The sequence below is a fragment of the Pseudomonas sp. MF06569 genome (assembly GCF_059862735.1).
The window spans coordinates 1-18,948 of sequence record NZ_JCBCUZ010000042.1; the positions used below are offsets into that span (position 1 = coordinate 1).

Annotated in this window: 17 protein-coding genes; 8 read left to right on the forward strand and 9 right to left on the reverse strand. The window is 56.4% G+C overall.

The window, feature by feature from the left end; translation table 11 throughout:
- A partial coding sequence (locus AC19YQ_RS23500; protein ID WP_500596068.1) for a histidine kinase dimerization/phospho-acceptor domain-containing protein occupies positions 1-2,036 on the reverse strand: 2,036 nt, incomplete at its 3' end.
- Positions 2,037-2,223: 187 nt separating this feature from the next.
- Between AC19YQ_RS23500 and AC19YQ_RS23505 the strand changes: the two genes are divergently transcribed.
- The 6 genes from AC19YQ_RS23505 (at position 2,224) to AC19YQ_RS23530 (ending at position 8,184) form a co-directional block, all read left to right on the forward strand.
- Positions 2,224-2,805 carry a fimbrial protein gene (locus AC19YQ_RS23505; RefSeq protein ID WP_133076446.1) on the forward strand — a complete coding sequence of 194 codons (582 nt, stop codon included), beginning with the start codon at positions 2,224-2,226 and terminating at the stop codon, positions 2,803-2,805.
- Positions 2,806-2,871: 66 nt separating this feature from the next.
- A complete protein-coding gene (locus AC19YQ_RS23510) occupies positions 2,872-3,570 on the forward strand; it encodes a fimbrial biogenesis chaperone (protein ID WP_046809089.1) in 699 nt (232 codons plus the stop codon).
- Between the two features lie 35 nt (positions 3,571-3,605).
- Entirely contained in the window at positions 3,606-6,227 is a 2,622-nt protein-coding gene (locus tag AC19YQ_RS23515; protein WP_133076447.1) for a fimbria/pilus outer membrane usher protein, read from the forward strand.
- Positions 6,220-7,146 (forward strand): fimbrial protein, encoded by a 927-nt coding sequence (locus AC19YQ_RS23520; protein ID WP_133076448.1) that lies wholly within the window; start codon positions 6,220-6,222, stop codon positions 7,144-7,146. Before AC19YQ_RS23515 ends, AC19YQ_RS23520 begins: the two co-directional genes overlap by 8 nt.
- A 20-nt stretch (positions 7,147-7,166) precedes the next feature.
- Positions 7,167-7,658 (forward strand): fimbrial protein, encoded by a 492-nt coding sequence (locus tag AC19YQ_RS23525; protein ID WP_133076449.1) that lies wholly within the window; start codon positions 7,167-7,169, stop codon positions 7,656-7,658.
- 7 nt (positions 7,659-7,665) lie between these two features.
- Positions 7,666-8,184, forward strand: coding sequence for a fimbrial protein (locus AC19YQ_RS23530; protein WP_326397344.1), 519 nt, complete (start codon positions 7,666-7,668; stop codon positions 8,182-8,184).
- 10 nt (positions 8,185-8,194) lie between these two features.
- On the opposite strand, the gene AC19YQ_RS23535 is transcribed toward AC19YQ_RS23530, so the two are convergent.
- The 5 genes from AC19YQ_RS23535 to AC19YQ_RS23555 form a co-directional block, all read right to left on the reverse strand.
- The gene (locus AC19YQ_RS23535) at positions 8,195-8,839 is read right to left on the reverse strand and encodes a response regulator (RefSeq protein WP_046809084.1); all 645 of its coding nucleotides are present in this window, start codon (positions 8,837-8,839) and stop codon (positions 8,195-8,197) included.
- Between the two features lie 28 nt (positions 8,840-8,867).
- Entirely contained in the window at positions 8,868-9,518 is a 651-nt protein-coding gene (locus AC19YQ_RS23540; protein WP_133076451.1) for a response regulator, read from the reverse strand.
- 89 nt (positions 9,519-9,607) lie between these two features.
- Positions 9,608-10,804, reverse strand: coding sequence for a response regulator cyclic di-GMP phosphodiesterase PvrR (pvrR, locus tag AC19YQ_RS23545; protein ID WP_500596069.1), 1,197 nt, complete (start codon positions 10,802-10,804; stop codon positions 9,608-9,610).
- Positions 10,805-10,815: 11 nt separating this feature from the next.
- On the reverse strand, positions 10,816-13,584 hold the full coding sequence (locus AC19YQ_RS23550) for an ATP-binding protein (RefSeq protein ID WP_133076453.1): 2,769 nt from the start codon (positions 13,582-13,584) through the stop codon (positions 10,816-10,818).
- 123 nt (positions 13,585-13,707) lie between these two features.
- Entirely contained in the window at positions 13,708-14,592 is an 885-nt protein-coding gene (locus tag AC19YQ_RS23555; RefSeq protein ID WP_133076454.1) for a Dyp-type peroxidase, read from the reverse strand.
- A 187-nt stretch (positions 14,593-14,779) separates the two neighbouring features.
- On the opposite strand from AC19YQ_RS23555, the gene AC19YQ_RS23560 reads away from it, so the two are divergent.
- Entirely contained in the window at positions 14,780-16,198 is a 1,419-nt protein-coding gene (locus AC19YQ_RS23560; RefSeq protein WP_133076455.1) for a short-chain fatty acid transporter, read from the forward strand.
- 107 nt (positions 16,199-16,305) lie between these two features.
- On the opposite strand, the gene can is transcribed toward AC19YQ_RS23560, so the two are convergent.
- Complete coding sequence (gene can / locus AC19YQ_RS23565; protein ID WP_019825187.1) at positions 16,306-16,950, reverse strand: carbonate dehydratase; 645 nt, start codon at positions 16,948-16,950, stop codon at positions 16,306-16,308.
- Positions 16,951-17,104: 154 nt separating this feature from the next.
- On the opposite strand from can, the gene AC19YQ_RS23570 reads away from it, so the two are divergent.
- Positions 17,105-17,488: a serine kinase/phosphatase gene (locus tag AC19YQ_RS23570; RefSeq protein WP_500596070.1), complete on the forward strand. Its 384-nt coding sequence runs from the start codon at positions 17,105-17,107 to the stop codon at positions 17,486-17,488.
- Positions 17,489-17,602: 114 nt separating this feature from the next.
- On the opposite strand, the gene rimI is transcribed toward AC19YQ_RS23570, so the two are convergent.
- Entirely contained in the window at positions 17,603-18,055 is a 453-nt protein-coding gene (rimI, locus tag AC19YQ_RS23575) for a ribosomal protein S18-alanine N-acetyltransferase (protein WP_016781701.1), read from the reverse strand.
- Positions 18,048-18,821, reverse strand: coding sequence for an energy transducer TonB (locus AC19YQ_RS23580; RefSeq protein WP_133076456.1), 774 nt, complete (start codon positions 18,819-18,821; stop codon positions 18,048-18,050). Before AC19YQ_RS23580 ends, rimI begins: the two co-directional genes overlap by 8 nt.
- Positions 18,822-18,948 lie beyond the last annotated feature (127 nt).

Consider the following 18,948-nt stretch of genomic DNA (forward strand, 5'->3'; position numbering starts at 1 on the left):
GACAGGCCCAGCCCGGCCCCCCCTGCACGCTCACTGCCACCCACCTGCGAAAAGGGCTTGAACAGGCGAGTCAGTTGCTCCTCGCTGATCCCCACGCCGGTATCGGAAACCTGCCACTGCAATGACGCCTGGCCGTGCTCAATACCGACCACCTTGAGCCTGAAGACAACCCAGCCGGTCTCGGTGAACTTGATCGCGTTACTTAGCAGGTTGTCGATGATTTGCCGGATACGCACCGCGTCTGCGCACAAGAGTGGCGGCAAGGTCGCGTCGGCACAGGCGAATATTTTCAATCCCTTGTTGCTCGCAGCAGCCGAATAACTGCGCACGCAATCTTCGAATAAATCCAGAGGGCAGAATGTTTGAGCATCGACCGCCATTTGTCCGGACTCGATCTTGGACACGTCCAGCACATCGCTGATCAATTGAAACAAAACCGCTGATGAGCGCTGAATGGTGTGCAGGTATTCATGCTGGCGCTCACTCAGGGGCGTTAGTTCAAGGAGTTCAAGATTGCCAAGCACCCCATACAGAGGCGTGCGAATTTCATGGCTCATGGTGGCCAGGAACAGGGTTTTAGCCTTGCTGGCTTCGTCGGCCGAACGACGTGCCTGCTCCATCAGGTTGGCGTCATCCACATGCCGGGTGATGTCGTTGAAACCGCAGAGCACTACGTCTTTGCCTTTGTAACGGGTGAAGGCGAAACAGGCCTGAAGATGACGTCCCGAAACTTCGAGCTGTATCTCGCCCAACTCGTGTTCACCATAATCGCGCTTCAACAAGGCAATGAGTTCAGGTGTCCCCTGCCATTGCTGCGCCCGCTTATTTTCCAGTAATACGATCCCGGTACCGCGCTCAACCACACACAGGCCTACGGGTGCGTTATCAAGCATGACCCGGTTGAATTCTTCGCTTTCAGTCAGGGATTGGTTGGACCGCTGTGCGGGCTCGATAATTTGCATGCGATACCAGCGGTTGACGCGCCAGCCAATCAATACAAACAGCAGAAGCAGGCCAACAGCTCCCGCCAAAGGCCATTTGGCATAGCCAAAAAAATTCTGATAGCTGATTGCATACAACCCGATCCAGGGCGTAGCCCCACCCGAACTCAACTTGAAGCGCAGACCGTTGCGGGTAATGCTCAAGCCCAGCGGTAACTCCTCGACATCCTGAACCTCACCCAGCAACACATCACCCGCAGGCGAGATCAAAGTCAGGCGACTGTTGGTGGGGTGCATCAACAAACGCTCCAGATCACTGATGTCGCTGACATCCAGCAAGGCACTCAGAATGACGGAGTCATTGCCTTCAACCCCCGGCGGCATAAAGTGACGGGACAGGTTAAGACCGATAGCGCCCACAATGTACCTGCGCTTTTGAATCAGCCCCTGTGGGGCTCTTAACCAGATCAGCTCATCACCGCCGAGCTCATGGCTGTGCGCTACAAGCTCATCGTACAAACGCTTGGACACGTCGAAAAAGTTGTTTTTGAGGAGTATGGGGTACTGCCGGGTGCCATCAATTCCGGGCACCGCAATGGTGAATTGATCGCTGGGAGAAAACACAAATACCTGCGGTGCCACATAGTGTGAATCAGACCAGTAAGCCGTGAACAAATCGGTCAACTGCACACCAAACGAGTAAACACCCTGCATATCTTCATGGGTGTACCTGTCTCGCTGGCTCACCGTGAAGGGCAATGACTTGGCCGTGTCGCGGTTCTGGAACAAACGCTCATCCCCCTGACGGATGAGTGCCAGGTGCGAACTAGGCTGGTTGTCTATCAGCAGGTTTTCGTTGGACTGGCTGTAGCTCTGTGCGGCTATACGTAAAAAGGCTTCATGTTCATGAATGCTTTCCATCAGCCGTGCGAAATGAAAATCGGTCTTCTCGCCCTCTTCCTTCAACACCCGGTTCACAGCCCAATAACTCATGCTCACCAACAGCAGGGCAAGCCCGGTCAACAGGAGCAGCAGTTTGTTCAGTCGCAGTGAGCTCAGTGCCAATGCACCGAGGCGTGCCTTTTCTTGCTTCATGATTATTGCCGCTCTAGCAGGAACTTTGCGGGTCAAGGATACAGAGACAGCCAGAACAGGAATCGTCTGATGGGGTCCAGCCACTTCTAATTGCATCCTGTGTAACACCTGCTGCGGCAAGCCGTGAACAGGAGGGGGCAATAAAAAATGGATAACACACATCACACGTCTGGAGAGGTCATCTCACATGTTTCAAAAAATCGGTAAATACACTGCGCTTTGTGGTTCTTCGCTACTGATCGCCATTGCTGCCGCTACCGCGCAAGCCGCTGATGGCCAGGTTGAGTTCACTGGCACCATCAACGACAACGCTTGCACCATCAACAGCGAAAGCGTGAAAAAAGCCGTTGATATGGGTCAGGTTCGCATCGCCGACTTCCCGAACACCGTGGGCGCTGTCGCCACTGCTGGTGCCACACCGTTCTCGATCTCGCTGGAAAACTGCAGCGGTTCAACCCTGAAAAACGCTTCCATCAAGTTTAGCGGCCAGCAGTCCGGCACTGATGCAACCGTGCTGGGCATGACCGGTGAAAACCAGGTGAGCGGCGTCGGCATCCAGATCAACGATGCCCGTACAGGTAACAAGTTGCCATTGAACACTGCCAGCAACGATTACGTATTGCGTCCACAGTCCAACACGTTTGACTTCACCGCGTCCTATGTACGTCTGGTTGCCGACACCGAAGCGTCGGAAGACACCCCAGGTGTACGCGGTATCGGTACCGGTAAAGTCAACGCATTGGCCAGCTTCGACGTTACCTACAAGTAATTCATGTTTTTAACGAGAGAGCTCGCGGCTTATCGCGAGCTCTGGCGTTAACAAGAGGACACCTTCATGCGTTTAAAAGTTGCAGCCTTTTTGGCTCTGGCAGCGGGCTTCTGGCTGCCTCAGGTTCAGGCAGGCGTCAATGTGGGCTCCACGCGCGTTGTGTATCAAAGCAAGGAGAAGGAAGCCAACCTGGTACTTTCAAACTCGGGCGATGACGGCGTGCCCTATCTGGTTCAGTCGTGGGTCAGCCCATTCGACAATCGCGATGCAAGCGCGGACGAATTTATTGTCACCCCGCCCCTGTTTCGCCTGGACGCCAAGGGCCAGAACATTTTGCGGGTGATTGCCACCAATGCGCAGAACCTGCCCAGTGATAAAGAAAGTCTGTTTTTGCTCAATGTCAAAGCCATCCCGGCCAAGAGTGAAGAGCAGCGTAATCAAAACGTGCTGCAAATCGCACTCAAGACCACGATCAAATTGTTTTATCGCCCCGCAAACTTGAAAGGCACATTGCCCGAAGCGGTAGAGAAACTTCAGTGGGGTACGCAAGGTGGAAAACTGACGGTGCATAACCCGTCGGGTTTCAACGTTGTGGTCAGTGAGCTGTTGATCAACAACACCGCCAGCAAAGACATACCCGAAGTGATCAAGCCGGGCAGCACGGTGACCACCGGCACGGCCATCAAAAACAGCGACTCGCTGGTACTCAGCTACATCAACGAGTACGGCAGCACGGTCAAGGCAGCTCCCGTTACCCCGCACTGATGACTGAATAATCCGTCGACTGGAAGGACTCCCTCATGCTGCGACTGCGCATGTGCGCTTTCGCGCGCAGAATAAAGTGTTGGAGCATCGTCACCCTGGGCGCTGCAGGCCTGACATCGAACGTGGTCCATGCCGACTACAGCTTCGATTCTTCCTTTCTGGAAATTGGCGGCGGTAATGCTTCGACCGAAGTGGCCGAGCAAGTAAAAGCCATGAGCCAGGGGCAACTGCCTGGTATTTACCGGGTTGACCTGTCAGTGGACGACCGGCTTGTTGAGCAACGCGACCTGCATTTTATTCGCGAGACAGCGAGCCAGGTTTCGACTCCAAACGGCCTGTTCCCCTGCTTCAGTCTTCAAGGCCTGACAGATTTGGGTGTTGATCCGGCACGTCTGAAAAACGCCGACATCAGCACTGACAATTGCGTGTATTTCAACCGTGACCTTACCGGGGTCACCTATGACTACGACTTCAACAAGCAGCATCTGAATCTGCAAGTTCCCCAGGCCTATATCGGCAGCGTTCCTTTCGAGACACGCCGCAAAACCTGGAGCGACGGCGAGCAGGTGGCTTTTGCCAATTACAGTTTTTCCGGCAGTAACTACGAGAACCAGTTCGGTAGTCGTCAATCACAGTTCGGCAGTGTGCACAGCGGGTTCAATAGTGGCGCGTGGCGCTTTCGTAACTTCTCCACCTGGCAAAAAAACACCCAGATCGATGGTAACTGGAAGTCCGTAGACACGTATGTGCAGCGTGACCTGGGTAACCTGATGGCCATCGCCACGGTGGGTGAGAGCGCAACCGACAGTGATTTGTTTGACACTATTTCTTACCGGGGCGTGGGTATTGCCTCTGATCTGGACATGCTGCCCGACGACGCGCGCAACTTCGCACCCGTAGTGCGCGGAGTTGCCAATGGCCGCTCGCTGGTGACGTTGCGCCAGCGCGGTTACGTGATCAGTGAGCAATGGGTACCTTCAGGCCCGTTCGCCCTCAAAGACCTGTACTCGACCTCCGGCAACGGCGATATCGAAGTCACCATTGAGGGTCCCAATGGCGAGCGCCAGGTGTACATCCAGTCGTTCTCATCCGTGCCGTACATGCTGCGAGAAGGCCAGCAAAGCTACGCCGTGACCGCAGGCCAGTATCGCCCGGCCGATGGCGTGCAGAACTCGCCAAAGCCAGAGTTTGTCCAGGGCACCTATCGCCGCGGGCTGACCGAAGGCACCACACTGTTTGGCGGTAGCATCGTCAGCGAACAGTACAAATCGGCGCTGCTGGGTTTTGCCCACGACTTTGCGGGCTTTGGTGCCATTTCACTGGACGTGACCCATGCCATCAGCGACGACATGGGCACCGACGCCAAGACTTTGAGCGGGCAGTCCTATCGCTTTCGTTACTCCAAGTCCATTGACCTGACCGATACCAGTTTCAGCCTGATCGGCTACCGCTACTCCACCAGCGGTTATTACAGCTTTAACGAGGCGATCAACGCACGCTCCAACAACTCACTCGCGCCCTATGCGGATGAAATGCAGAACAGCAGTGCAACGTTTTCACCGTACTTGACCGGCCACATGAAAAGCAGCTTTACCGCCAACGTTTCGCAACAATTTGGCACCTATGGCGGCATGTACGCCAACCTGACCAAAACCGATTACTGGAACCGGGCCAAGAGCAATACGTCCGTTCAGTTGGGCTACAGCTTCAGTGTCGGCAGCGCCTCTTACAACCTGGGCCTGGCACAGAACAGCGGCACCGGTGATGACATTCGCAGCGTATCGCTGAGCGTCAGCCTGCCGTTGGGCAACCCGGGCAGCAGCAGCCGGATCGGTTTCAGCACCAACCAGGATTCGGGCGGTAATGCCAGCCGCAACGCCACCTTCAGCGGCTCGCAGCTCAAGGACGATGCCCTGTCTTACAACCTGGGCATCAACCAGCAAGTCAGTGATGACGATCATGTGCTCGGTGGTTCGGTGGCGGCCCGTTACAACGCGGCCAATGCCATCTGGCACGGTTCATACAACAAGGATCAAAACACACGCCAGACGGACTACGGCGTGGAAGGTGCGGTGGTGGCCATACGCAACACAGTGATGTTCACCCAGCCATTGGGCGAGACCAACATCATCGTTGCCACACCCGGTGCCGCCGATGTGGGCGTGCTGACCAAAAGCGGGATCAAGACCAACGGCAGCGGCTACACGATTATCCCTTCGGCCCAGCCGTACAGGAAAAACAAGGTATCGCTCAACACCGACTCGCTCTCGGACAACACCGATATCGCCAACCTAGTCCAGGAAGTCACCCCCAACCGTGGAGCCTTTGTGCTGGCCAATTTCGAGACCCACAACGGCCGTCGCCTGCTGGTCACCGTCAGTGCAAGCAATGGCAAGCCAGCACCTTTTGCCGCAGAAGCGCAGCTCTATGACCTCAACGGCACCTTGCTGAGCAGTGCGATGGTTGCCGACAAGGGCCGGGTATTCATGACCGGCGTACCCGACAAGGCGCGGCTGATGATCAACGTCAACGGCCAGCCGTGGTGCACCAAAGACCTGGATCTCAATACTTACAACCTGTCAGAGACAGGCATCGGACAACTGCACGTCAGTTGCGATGCAAAACCTGCAGACACCCCAAGGACTCCCGATGCGTGATTCAACCGTCAAATCATCTCGCCTGAGCCTTTTCAAAGGTAGCTTGTTGCTACTGTGCATGCTCCTCAGCCTGGTCAGCCAACAGGCCTTTGCGTTGATTGAAAACAATCTCGCGTGCACGGCTACCGGCACTACCGGCCTCATTCAGCTGGGTGACCTTGCCCCATCCACTAGCTACACCGCCAGCATGACAGCCAACTGCCGGGTCACCCGCTGGTACCCCTATGGCTCGTCATTGCAGCACAGCCAGTTCTATAACCAGGGCAGAGGCAGCAAGATCCAGGTGTTTCACACCAACTCCAGGTTGATGGTACCTGAGCAGTCCATCGGTACTGCGAGTGGTACCTGCATGCCCTCCAGCTGTGTTCAATTATTCGTAGGGAATACCTTTTCCTACAATGTGTTGCTTCTTGGAGTAGCGCCAACTACACCGGGCAACTACATGGTCAGCGTAACGCTGACAGACACCTCCATTCGAGGGTATGAAGCCTACGGCGACTACCTGCAGACGGTCATTCTCAGTTTCCGGGTCATTCAGCCCGCCTGCTCGATGGGCTCGGCAAAAACCCTCAACCTGCCCTTCGGCACACTCAGCAGCAACGACTTTGCCAGCTCCCAGCAAATCGCCAATGTCACGATGAACTGCACTCGCGGTACTCAGGCGACTGCCACGCTGGTGCCTACCCAGGCCGCCATCAGCGGCAGCCCGGGGGTCTCTGCCACCACCCTCGCAGGGCTGTCGATGGCGGCCACCTGGGCCGACAACAACACCGCAGTCACCTTCAACAGTCCCCGTACGCTGCCGCTCACAACCGGTACCAACACCATTCGCCTGGGCTTTCGGCCACGTCTGAACACCAGCGTTTCGCCAACCGGCAATTTCTCCAGTCAGTACACCCTCAACATCACCTACCTCTGATCAGGCGCAGGAACTCAACCATGAAAATATCCACGTCGATGACCGCTGCACTTTTTGCGGGCTTGCTCTGCACAGCCGCCAACGCCGCAACTGACACCGTGACCATCAACCTGAGCGGGACTCTGACGCGCCCGCCCTGCACCCTGACCAGCAACAAGACGCTGACCGCCAACTTCGGCAGCCTGCGTTATGACCAGGTTGCCGATGCCGGGCTGATAGATATCCCCCTCATCATGACCTGCCCGGCCAACTCGGTTCTGGCCGTCAGCATTCTGGCTGCCCGCACGATTCAGGGCTCAACCACACAAGCGGCAACGGGCAAAGCCAATCTGGGTTATTCACTGCTCTGGAACAGCGACAGCACGGCTGCCAACATTACCGGGGTCAAACGAAACCTGACCAACCAGAGCGGTACGGTCGACCTGAGCCTGAAAGCAAAATTGATTGCTCTGGGCGCGCTGACTGAGGGCGCATTCAGCACCTCAGCGGTCATCAGTATCGAGTACCTGTGAGGTGTCCATGCTCGCCAGAGTGAGCCTGTGGGTGGCACTGCTGTCTACTGCTGCGCTGCTGTACAGTTCGGCCAGCCGCGCACAGGATGGCGCCCTGATTGAAGTGCTCGGCACGCTGATAAAACCGCCCTGCACGGCTAATTTCCCGACGTCGCAGAATGTCGATATCCCCAAGACGAACCTGAATTCACTGAACTCGGACATCACCGACTGGACCGATGTGACCCTTGATTTCCAATGCATCAAGGGCAGTCAGGTGCACTTGCGCTTCAGTGCGGGCAATGGCTCTTTTGACAGCAACACGCTGCGCACTACGCTCGACAGGCTGGGCCTCAGAACACGCTTGAGCGACATGAGCAGTACGTTGAAAGTGGTGGATTTGAAGCTGGACGAACAACTGATATTTCCGGTTGAAGGCACCCGGCTCAAACTTCAGCTATCTGTACGCCCCGTAAAAGCCGGGCAAGAACTGCCAGCCATCGGTAGCTACAGCTCAACGCTGTTGATGGAAATGATCTATTTGTAACGCCGAACAATCAGGCGAACAGGTTGGCTTTGACACACAGGATCAGCAGCGCCTGATCGTTGTCGACATTAAGCTTGCGCATTGCCGAAATCTTCAGGGTACTGATGGTTTTAATGCTGCGATTCAAGCTCTGGGCAACCTCACCCACACTCACCCCCGTAGCGAACAGGCGCAAGACTTCAAACTCCTTGACCGTCAATTGGCTGAGCATTTGCGAAATACCCGCTTCATCCTCACTTGGAGCACCCTCAAGGGTGTCTTGCTGATAATGCCCATCACGGTAAAACGCATCCAGCGCGACCAGGATTTGCTCAAGCCCTGCACTCTTGGAAATAACCCCGCTGATGCCTAACCCATATAACCAGCTCAGAACCTGTGGATTGGAGATGACCGTCAGGATCAACACGCGCGGCTCGGGGAAATGTCGGCGCAGATACTCCACCAACCGGGTACCGTCACCGTACTGCTCGTCACCCGGCATGTTGTAGTCAGTAATGATGACGTCAGGGTTCAATTGCGAAATCTTGTCGATCAACTCTGAGGAGCTCATGGCCTCGCCCACGACCTTGAACCGCGAGTCACGCTCAATAATTTCGCGTACCCCCATCAATACGATCGGGTGATCGTCAGCCAGTAAGACTTTCATTTGCGGCATGGCGTGCATGACTCCAGGTCGGCAGCGACTACAGGTTCCACAGATCGGCCTTGATGCAGTAAGTGATCAAGGCATGGTCATTCTGTACCTCCAGCTTGCGCATCGCCGACACTTTCTGGGTGCTGACCGTTTTGACGCTGCGCTCGAGTTGCCGGGCAATGTCGCCCACACTGCTTCCTGCTACAACCAGGCGCAGTACCTCAACTTCGCGGGGCGACAGCGTAGAGAAACGCTCATCGATAACCTTGACGTTGCTCAATACGGACGTGGCAGGCACAGCAGGTGCGTTGTAGGTCCGATCATTGGCCAAGGCATTGAGTGCCTTGCCGATTTCTTCACGGATATGGCTTTTGGCAATCACCCCCGCCACCCCCATTTCCAGCAGGCGCGAAATAATCAGCTGGTTGCTCACCATCGTAAGCACCAGGATCTTCACAGCCGGAAATTGCTCACTGAGGTACTCGATCAGTTGAAGACCGTCGCCATAGATTTCATCACCCGGCATATTGAAATCGGTTATCACCAGGGCAGGTTGATGCAACGACAGCTGCTCGACCAATTGCGAAGAACTCAGCGCCTCGCCTGCCAGAATGAAACGTTCATCACGTTGAATTACTTCCCGAAGCCCCAGCAACACCACTGGATGATCATCGGCAATCACTACCTTCAACTCGCGCATTGCCTGGCTCCAAGTAGTAAGGGCACGCACAACTGTGCAGGAACTGGTGTGCTCCTGCAGAGGGCGGTGCCCATCAGTGATGACTCAAGCTATCCCCATGATGGCTTAGAGCTATCCTCGAGCAAAAGAGTTTCAAAGTCGGTGCACGATACGGCTGCGCAAATCAGAAAACCCTGCGCCTGGTCACACTCGATACTGCGCAGGAAGGCAAGCTCTGCCTGTGTCTCCACACCTTCTGCAACGACGGTCAGGCCCAGCTTTTGACTTAATTCCACGAGACTGCGCAGTGCCGAAGCCAGGTTTTCATTTTCAACACAGCCATGCACCAGCGAGCGGTCTATTTTGAGCTCACTGAAGGGTGTTGAAACCAGGTTGAGATAGGAGCTGAACCCCTTGCCGAAGTCATCCTGAGCCAAACCAAAGCCCATCATGCGCAAGCGACAGGCGCCAGCGTAGTAATTACTGAGTTCTTCAGTGGTTGAGCTTTCCATCAACTCAAAAACAATACTGCGCGGCTCTGCGCCATCCGCCACCACGTAATCGCGCAAGTTGTCGGCCAGGTCGTGGTTATCCAGCAAATGCGTTGGCAGGTTGATGGATACCGGGATATCCCAGCCTTGTTCGCGCCATTTCCTTTGCGCTACCAAGGTTTGCTCCAGCATCAGCCACAGCAGCCGCTCTTCCAACCTCTGGGCAATCAGGATGGAGAGAAAGTCTTTGGGCAATAACAGGCCAACGTCGGGGTGCGCCCAGCGCACCAGTGCTTCAGCACTGAGAATATTGCCGTTGCGCAGTGATTTTTTGGGCTGGAACCAGGCCTGGATCTGGCCATTGCCCATCGCCATTTCGATTTTTTGCGGATCGACCTCTATGGCCAGAGCGGGGTTCAGATCCCCATTGACCCGAAAAATTGCCATCCGCTCTTTCAAACGCATCACTGCATTGAATTCGACCGGCTTGGAGATCAATCCGACGACGCAAATCCCCAGGTTTTTCGCCGCCAGCCCCGCACTGATCAGCATTCGACGTGATGAGGCGCTCATCAGCGCAAGTGCCGGTCGTTTTTTCAACCCGGAAACTTTCTGGATCAATTGCACGCCATCCATGCCGGGCATCAGTAAATCGCTAAGCAACAAATCATAGTCATTGCGCGCCAGGCACTTCAACGCACCCTCGCCGTCCCAAACGGTATCAACTGCAAAGCCACCCACTTCATTGAAAACATTCAGCAGGTATTCATGCTGAAAGGGATGATCCTCAACGACCAGTACACGATAGGGTTTCACTGGACCCTCCTTTAGAAGTGTTGAAGACAGTTGTATAGGGCATGTAACGTAAAAGGCTTGATCAGGCAGTGATTCATCCCGGCGCTCAGGCAGCGCTCACTTTCATCACGCATGGCATTGGCTGTAGCGCCGATGATCGGCTGCGTCATATTCATCGCCCGCAGTCGGCTAGCCAGCTCATAACCATTCATTCTCGGCATGTTGACGTCAGTCAGTACCAGATCAAACTTGCCTTCCTGCCAGAGCTCCAGCGCCTGGATGCCATCGCTGGCCAAGCTCACGGTGCAACCCAGTTCTTCGAGCTGATCACGCAATATGAGCTGATTGATCACATTGTCTTCCGCGACGAGAATGTGTAAGTCGAGTTTGAGCTCGGCCTTGGCGGCGCCAGCCTCAAGCGGGCCCCCGACGTGCCTGCCCTGAGCCTTGGAAATGGCCCGATAAACGTCCTGCAGACTGTTGAGGTCCGCTTGCCAGCAAGGGTTATCTGAAGTGTGGACGGCTGCCAGATCGCTGGCGGCTATCACCAAAGGCCCTCTCCATGTGGGCTCCAGTGATTGCTGGGCAGAGCCTGGATGCAGCTCCAGCATGACCGAATCATCGGCGACAGCGCCCTGTTTGGGCGCCCCTAAATGCGCCCTTGCGCCCCAGCGGCGTAACCAGGCGCAGTAACACTCAGCCAGCTCACGCAAGGGCGAAACCACATACACCGTACTGGGCAACAGCCCGCCCGGGAGGCCCAAACGCGTAGCGTCCTTGACCTGTACCAAGGGTAAATGCAGGGTAAAACTGCTGCCCAGGCCCGGCTCGCTGACCAAACGCATGGTACCGTTCATCAAGTGCATGAGGCGCTTGCAGATGGACAGTCCCAAGCCTGTTCCGGCAACCACATTTTGTGCCGACTCCACCTGATAAAAAGGCTCGAACAGATGGGCCTGTTCTTCATGGGCGATGCCTTTACCCGTGTCCGAAACCTGCCAATGCAGCATCACGCGCTCATCATCGCGGCTGTCCATTCTGAGGCGCAGAACGATTTTTCCGTAGTCAGTGAATTTCAGCGCGTTGTTGAGCAAATTGTTCAAAATCTGACGAATGCGGGTGACATCGCCACTGAGCCATTCAGGCACAGTCGAGTCAATCAGGGCAAACAACTGCAGCCCCTTGGCCTGGGCCGCGCCACTGTAGCCTTGAACCACCTCCTCTATCAGCTCCATCGGGTTGAACGTGTTGAGTTCAAGCTGCAATTGGCCTGCTTCGATTCGTGACACATCCAGCACGTCGCAAATCAGCTGCAATAAATTACCGGATGAGCGCTCGATGGCTTTCAAGTAGTTGTTCTGCTGCTCGTTGAGGTCAGTACGCGCCAGCAACTCGAGCGTACCCAGAACGCCGTACAAGGGTGTACGGATTTCATGGCTCATGGTCGCCAGAAACAAGGTCTTGGCTTCATTTGCCCGATCCGCCAATTGCCGGGCACGCTCCAGGGTCACTTCAATCTGTTTGCGTGCGCTGATGTCGCTGAACGCACAAATCAGTACGTCCTGACCGTTGTAGCGCGTCGGGGCAAAAGCCAGGTATAGAAGACGACCATCCGCCATTTCAATTTCATCGCTATTGCGCGAGTCCTGCTGATCGAATGCGCGCGCAATCCAGCCATGACACAACTTGCCACGCTCGCTACTGCCCCCCAGCCACTGTTGCGACAATGAGTTCTCAAGCACCACAGTGCCGTCTGTGCGGCGAATAACACATAGCGCAACAGGCGCAACCTGCAACACGGCACGGCTGAAAGCCTCACTTTCAACCAGCGCCTGAATGCGGTTTTCGCCTGGGGTAATCAAGCGCCGATCAATACGCATGATCAGCAAGTGCAGCCCTAAACAGACCGCAATGAATAGCAGCACACACCCCAGCAAAGGCCAGCCCAATACGGGCAGCAAAGAGTGAATATCCACGGCATAGACAATTTGCCAGCCTGAATAGCCCAGTTTTTTTCTGATGGCCAAGCTGTCGGGAAACCAGCCAGAGCCAATAAAGCCAAAAGAATTTTGGGGTTCGAGGGTGTGCAATGAATCCACCAGGGTGGATTGTGCCGCATTGGTGAAAATGATCTGCCCCTGACTGCCCAGCAACATAAAGTCGCCTGCGCTTTCACTGCTCAATGCCTCGACCAGATCCGGCACCTCGACCTCAATGCCCAGCCAGCCCGAGGCTGTATTGCGGCTATCGAGCCGTGTGAACAAGTAAAAGGGCGAATCCAGCGCTTTATTGTCAGTCAGCCACAGATCTTCATCATTGGAATCCCCACGACCACCTTCATCTGCCAGCCGCTGCAAGACAACATTGGGCAGGGGGTCCTGACGGGGCGAAAGATCAAACAGACGCACCACTTGGGGCTCATCCGTTTGCGGCACATAGAGCAGATTGACTTTGCTTTCGTGCAAATAGTCCATCATCCGCCGGGTAAGCCAAAGACTCCAATGGCCGGTTTCACTGGCCAGACTGATGTTTATCTCTTCTTCGGGATCAACACTGACAAACGTTTTGTCTCCATTTTTATCAGGCACAGTCGCCAGCATCAGACTCTTGAGCAAGGTCTGACGGCTGACGAAAAAATCCTGGGCATTGAACACAGCCTCGTTCATAAAGCTGCGGCGCTGGGAAACCTCTTCATTAAAAACCGAACGCAGATAAACGAACGAACCTGCAAAGACCGCAACGATCAGGCCAACGGCAAATAAATGGAGAAGTTTCCGAGCGGCTTGGGGGGTCGATTTCATGCCGCAAGCCTGAGGCCGAGGCATGAAAAAAATAATCAGACAATTCCTGAAACCGCGCAAAACCTGTAGTCGCTGACGAGGAACGAAGGCTGCGATCAGCGACTACAAGGACAGCCGTTTTTTCTACAAAGCCCGCACAGCACTCAAGTCCATCCGCCCGTCCTTCAATGGCGGGCACCAGTAATAGCCGCCATTAAGCGGGCGGCTGTAGCGATACAGCCCGTCGATGATGCCGTCTTCCATACCGCTCATGCGACGCAGCTGAACTTCAAAGGCGTTCAGGGTGCGACCGAAGGCGACGAACATCAGGCCGGACTTGCCGTTTTCTGTCCACGGCATGGAGCGGCGCACGATAAAGGCTTCTGGCGAGAAGCTTTCTTGTGCCGTGCGTTTGACGTGGGCGGAGTCTGGAGCATCGTCCAGTTCCTCGTTGTCGCTCATGCGACGGCCCATGATGTTGTCCTGCTCCTCGGACGGCAGTGCGGCGAAGCCGTTCAGGTCATGCTGCCACTGCTGGATGGCAACAAAGCTGCCTCCGTCCAGCCCTGCGCCAGCGTTCGCAACGATAGCGGCGTCGACAGCCGCTTCATCCACCGGATTTTCTGTGCCGTCTTCGTAGCCGGTCAGGTCACGGTCGGAGCCGTAACGGAAGCCTTCGGTCACTTGCAGCAGGTTGAAGGCAGGCGCCAGCGCCGCTTCGATGGCCTGGCTGCGATGCAGCAACTCACCACGGTCATCGCCCAGCAACCACAACCACAGGGCGTGTTGGGTCGACGGGTTTTCAACCATGGCGTTGAGTGCCGGAAACACGCGAAGCCCAGGGACTTTCGCGCCAAGTGCCAATACCAGCGGCGAGCCCAGACCCGCCACGACGCTTTTGCCGTCCACCCACGCAGACAAAACGTCCAGTGCAGCCGGCAATGCTTCTACTGACTTGAGGGCGAAAAACATATAGCGCGCCTGTGAAGGCACCGGTTTGGCAAGAATGCCTGGCTGGTAAAAGCTCATAGAAACTCCTTTTGGAAAGGAAAGAGTTTACCCCTCACCGGCATCTTTTCGGACAGCAGCGGTTATTTTTATCTCACAGATGACGCTTGGCTCAAAACCCATCGAAAAATCAGCGGATTGAATGACTGTGCCTCGCAAGTCGCTCATGCTGGCGGTATCACAATCATAAGAAACCGAGGTACTTCCCATGGCCGCCGAGATTGCAGACAGCCGTTCTGCCCGCTTTGCCCTTCGCTGCTCGAACTTTGCCGAGCGCTGGTTCCCCGACTCGTGGGTGTTCGCCGCAGTTGCGGTGATCACAGTGGCACTGGCCACCTTGTTTATGGGCGCCAAGCCCACCGATGCCGCGATGGCCTTTGGTGACGGATTCTGGAGCCTGATCCCGTTCACCATGCAAATGGCCTTCGTGGTCATTGGCGGCTATGTCGTGGCCAGCTCGCCCCCCGCCGTCAAGCTCATCGACAAACTGGCACAAGTGCCAAAAAACGGGCGTCAGGCCGTGTGCTGGGTGGCGCTGATTTCGATGGTCGCCTCGTTGCTCAACTGGGGACTGTCGCTGGTGTTTGGCGGCTTGCTGGTGCGGGCGCTGGCACGTCGCACCAACCTGCGCATGGACTATCGCGCCGCCGGGGCTGCGGCCTATTTGGGGCTGGGTGCGGTGTGGGCACTGGGCTTGTCGTCTTCGGCCGCTCAGTTACAGGCCAACCCGGCCAGCCTGCCGCCGTCGATTCTTGCAATCACGGGGGTTATCCCCTTCACGGAGACGATCTTTCTTTGGCAATCAGGCGTGTTGCTGGCAGCCCTGGTCGTGGTGTCGCTCATCGTGGCCTACGCGACCGCGCCTGGCCCTGAGTCTGCCCGTGACGCTGCGGCCTGCGGCATTGACCCAAGCTTCAGCTCGCCAAAGTTGCCCCCGCGCACACGACCCGGCGAGTGGCTGGAGTACAGCCCGTTGTTGACCATTTTGCTGGTACTGCTGGCAGCGGGCTGGTTGTTCCATGAGTTTTCGACCAAACCTGCGATCAGCGCCATCTCCGGACTCAACACCTACAACTTTCTGTTTTTGATGCTCGGGGCTTTGCTGCACTGGCGGCCGCGCAGTTTTCTGAATGCCGTGACCAGCGCCGTGCCGACCACCACCGGGGTGATGATTCAGTTCCCGCTGTACGGTTCGATTGCGGCGCTGATGACGGTGGTCAAGGGAACTGACGGGCAAACCCTGGCCCATCACATCTCGACATTTTTTGTGCAGATCGCATCCCATGACACCTATGCGCTCTTGATGGGTGTCTATTCGGCGATTTTGGGGTTTTTCATTCCGTCGGGGGGCGGCAAGTGGATTATCGAAGCGCCCTATGTGATGCAAGTGGCCAATGACCTGGGGTACCACCTGGGTTGGGCTGTTCAGATTTACAACGCAGCCGAAGCGCTGCCCAACTTGATCAACCCGTTCTACATGCTGCCGCTGCTGGGCGTGCTGGGCCTGAAAGCGCGAGACTTGATCGGCTTTTCGTTTGTGCAGTTACTGGTGCACACACCCCTGGTGCTGTTTTTGCTGTGGGCGCTGGGGACGACCCTGACGTACACGCCGCCAGTGATGCCTTAACCAAATGTGGGAGCGGGCTCGCTCGCGATTCAGCGGCGCGGTCATGCAGGAAAACCGCGTCGATACCATCGCGAGCAAGCCCGCTCCCACAGGTCAGGCATGCAACCTCAGATCGAACCCAGTGGACGCAGACGATACTGCGGCGGCAACTGGTCAAGACCGCTGATCGTGGTGTTCAGGCTTTTCCAGCGACCGTCCTTGATCCCGTAAATGCACCCGTGAACCGACAGCTTCTGCCCGCGATGCCAGGCATTTTGCACAATGTTGGTGTGACCGACGTTGGCCACTTGCTGGATCACGTTCAGCTCGCACAAACGGTCTACCCGCTCTTCCTCGGTCGGCAACAGCGCCAGCACTTCGCGGTTTTCGTAATACAGGTCGCGAATGGAACGCAGCCAACCATCGATCAGGCCCAGTTGCTGGTCCTTCATGGATGCGCGTACGCCGCCACAGCCATAGTGGCCGGTCACCAGAATATGTTTGACCTTCAACACATCGACCGCGTACTGGATCACCGACAGACAGTTCAAGTCAGTGTGCAGCACGACATTGGCCACGTTACGGTGCACAAAGAGATCGCCGGGCAACATGCCGACAATTTCGTTGGCCGGTACACGGGCATCCGAACAACCAATCCACAGGTACTCAGGCGTTTGCTGGCGAGCCAGCTTGGCGAAGAAGTCAGGATCTTCCTGCTTGATCGCATCGGCCCAGCGCTCGTTGTTATCAATCAGATCTTGTAGTTCGTTCATGCTGTGAAGCCTCAAGAGTTGATGCGCTGCTTTGACAACCGACCTGCGGTCGAGGTCACGTCGTTCATCAATGTCATTCCGGCGGTCGGTCGGGTGGAATCTTCAACAATGGCTACAGTCATCGTATTAAGGCCCCATACGATGAGGAATTACCATGACTGATTCACGCCGCCCTTACGGGGCACCGCAACCCGCGCCCATAGACGATATAGAAGACGCCATGGGCTCCGTCGAGCCACTGAACTTTGATGACGACGACACGTACGAGCCCATCAGTGACCTGTTTATCAACGATGAAAAAGTCAAGCACAGGGCGGTGCTGGATGATGAGCTGGACTTGGGCCTCAATGACGACGACCTGGAGCAGGAGATGCTCATCCGCGAAGACGGTGCCCGCGATGCCAAGGAAGCCGCCCAGAGCCCGAACGGCGCTGCTGACTGGGATTTGAGCCTGGTCGACGAGGACGAAATAGGCGCCGGAAAAGGGCTGGATGAGGCAGAACTGGCGGAAATTGACCCGGTAGGACGCAAGCCTTGAAACGTAAACCCTGTGGGAGCGGGCTTGCTCGCGATCGGATCAACACGGTTTGCCTGATAAACCGCAGCGCCAGCATCGCGAGCAAGCCCGCTCACACCTAACGACTTTTCGCCGTCAGTCGACCAGGGTGCAGGCCATCACCACCGCATCTTCACGACCACCTACCGCAGGGTAGTAGTCGCGGCGGCGGCCGATTTCGTTGAAGCCATAGCGCTCATACAACTTGAACGCGGCCGTGTTGCTGTCGCGCAGTTCGAGGAAACATTCACGGGCTTCGTGCTGGTAGGCAATGGACATTAGGTGCTCAAGCAGCTTGAGTCCCAGGCCTCGACCCTGGCTTTCGGGCTTGACGGTGATGTTCAGCAAATGAGCTTCGTCGAGGATGATCTGCACCACGCCATGCCCCACTTGCTGCTCACCTTCAAACATCAGCCAGATGTGGTACTTGCCCAGACCGTCGAGAAAAATACCTCGGGTCCAGGGATGGCTGAAGGCGGCGTATTCAATTTTCAATACGGCATCAAGGTCCGCCTCGGTCATCGGGCGGAACGTTACGGCATCACTCATCGTTTTGTTTCCAGCGCGCCATCAGCTGGCGCATGGCTTGCCACACATCCGCTTTGCGTTGTGGCTCATCCATTAAAAGTTCAAGACCCGGCAACGCCCATGCGCAGCCCAGCCCTTCGATGTGGAGTTCGCGGTTGAACACTTGTGCATCGGTCTCACCGGCAAACCGCACGGCCGGCAGCCCCACCAGCCACAAGCAGGCGCACTCGGCCTCTTCGAGGCGGGCCATGACAAAGCCCTGCACGAATTCGCGTGCAGCCTCAGGCCCCTGATCGACATTGCCACGGCGCAGCAACGGCCAGCGCACCGGCTCACCAATGATCTGCGGACTATCGGGCAGCCCCGCCGCGCGCAGCATGTCCTTCAACAATAAATAGGCCGGATCACGACTCTGGAATGCACTGCCTGTGGGTAACTCCACCAGCACCAGGCATCGCCCGGCACGCAGCAACTGCAAGGCAAAGCGTGGCGGTGGCAGTTGCACGACCTTGGCCGGCACAGGCGCCGATTCAGCCTCAACCACGGGTTTGCTGACAGGCCGGCTGACCGAAGGCCGGGGCACTTCGATTTTTGGACGCTGCGCAGGCTTGCCCGGCGCGACCGCAGCCTTGACCACAGGCCGCGTGATGACAGGCTCGGCCGGTGGTTCGGGAAGTACCAGCAGCTCTGGCCGCGAAGGGGCGGCAAACGGCAGTTCAGTGCGCGGCAACCAGCTGACCACTTGCATGGCAGTCAAAAAAGCGCGGCGGCGGGACTCGTTCAACAAAGGTCGGCCATCTGTGGATAACTAAAGAGGGGGGATTCTACCGCCCTTCTGCCCTTCCCGCCTGCAGTTGATCCGCCAAGTGATGACTCGACCGCACGTTGCAGTACAATCGCGGCCTTTACTTGCC